The sequence below is a fragment of the Ferruginibacter sp. genome (assembly GCF_031391665.1).
Lineage (GTDB): Bacteria > Bacteroidota > Bacteroidia > Chitinophagales > Chitinophagaceae > Ferruginibacter.
This window is the reverse complement of sequence record NZ_JANMUN010000007.1, coordinates 1-1551: the sequence shown is the minus strand read 5'-3', so window position 1 is coordinate 1551 and position 1551 is coordinate 1. Positions and strand designations below refer to the sequence as shown.

Genomic DNA, 1551 nt, shown 5'->3' with positions numbered 1-1551 from the left:
GGGTGCTTCGTTACTGATGTCGTAATATCTTTTCATGGCATCGGCTACTACTTTTGGAGCAGGCGATACGCCGCCATTATTTAAGTTGATAAAATTTGCAGAGATAGTATAAGATTGCTGTACATAATACCAAAACTCATCATCGCTTGCCAAATCAGCAGGATTAACATTTTCAACATTTTTTACAGCAGCTTTTAAATTGCGGCCCCATGCCGGTTGAAAAATATTTGCAGATAATGCAGTTGCTGATAATAAGCTTATTTTATTGAGGAAATTGCGGCGGTTTGGCATAATGCTAATTTAAGCAAAAGAATTTTTACAAAGGCATAAAAAAATATACCTTTATAAAAACAAAAAAGATGAAGGACCTATCTGAAATTGAAAAATCTATTGCAAAACTTCCTGAGGATGATTTTGCAAAATTCAGGCAGTGGTTTTGGGAATATGAAAATGAAAAATGGGATGCCAGGATTGAAAAAGATATTGCCGGTAAAAAATTAGATGGCCTTGCCAGTAAGGCTATAACTGATTTTAATAATGGCAAATACAGAACATTATGAAACATTTTACCGTTCCTTCTTTTTGGAATGTTATGATAAATTACCTGCAGAAGTAAAAGAACAGGCTGATAAAAATTATCAACTGCTGAAAGAAAATTTCACGTCATTCTTATCTCCATTTTAAGAAAGTTATACCTATTATTCGATACCTTTTTAGTTAATCTTAGCAAATGATTTTTTAATTTCACCCCTTCAGGGTTTTATCAACTTTTGCCTCGTAGCCTATATTAATATCAGCCTTTCAGGCTTTAAAATCCCGAAGGGATGGTATTAATATAGATGTAGAATTCAAGAATAAAAACCAAACCCCGAAGGGGTGGCATTAGTTACACACTGAAAAAGTTTGCTTAATGTAAGTGAATTACACCAGCTTACTTACTACTTTTATTTACACTTATTATTTTGTTTTTTGCAAAGCAAGATGATTTTGGTAATTTCATTTCGAAACATTTTTAGCGTAGAGAAAATGAAGAGCAGAGATTACGCAGAGCCCTGCGAAAAAATCCTTTTCTCTTTTTTGCAGCGCTTAAAAAATACGCTTAGATGAAAGCTCAATAAAGTTATGTCGCACAAGAGTGCGACGCCAATGAAGTTGAACAAAGAAATACCGCTTGGCTCAAAAAAACTAAAACACTGGACAAAAAACTGCACTTATGAATATTCTTGAAATTAAAGTATTAAGAGGACCTAACTACTGGAGTGTGCGCCGCACCAAACTAATACAAATGAAATTGGATTTAGAAGATATGGAGCAACGCCCCACCAATTCTATTGCAGGTTTTAGGGAGCGGCTGGAAAAAATGTTTCCTACCATGATTGAGCACCGCTGCAGCGTGGGCACACGTGGCGGTTTTTTGAAAGAGTGGATGAAGGCACCTGGATGGGCCACGTAATTGAACATATTGCTTTGGAAATGCAAACACTTGCCGGCATGGATACTGGTTTTGGCCGCACAAGGGGCACGGGCAAAGAAGGCGAATATTATGTATGC

At 36.4% G+C, this 1551-nt stretch carries 1 protein-coding gene and 2 pseudogenes; 2 read left to right on the top strand and 1 reads right to left on the bottom strand.

The features are described from left to right. Positions 1-291 (bottom strand): annotated as a pseudogene (locus ACY651_RS00555) (aminotransferase class V-fold PLP-dependent enzyme); the annotation flags it as partial. 68 nt (positions 292-359) lie between these two features. Here ACY651_RS00555 and ACY651_RS00550 point away from each other — a divergent pair. Both ACY651_RS00550 and ACY651_RS00545 read left to right on the top strand, forming a co-directional pair. Continuing rightward, positions 360-560 (top strand): hypothetical protein, encoded by a 201-nt coding sequence (locus ACY651_RS00550; protein WP_462248615.1) that lies wholly within the window; start codon positions 360-362, stop codon positions 558-560. Between the two features lie 653 nt (positions 561-1213). Continuing rightward, positions 1214-1551 (top strand): annotated as a pseudogene (locus ACY651_RS00545) (cyanophycin synthetase family protein); the annotation flags it as partial.

What these genes read in the sequence shown, in the direction of transcription:
- ACY651_RS00550 (WP_462248615.1), top strand. Translation starts at nt 360, where the DNA reads ATGAAGGACCTATCTGAAATTGAAAAATCTATTGCAAAACTTCCTGAG.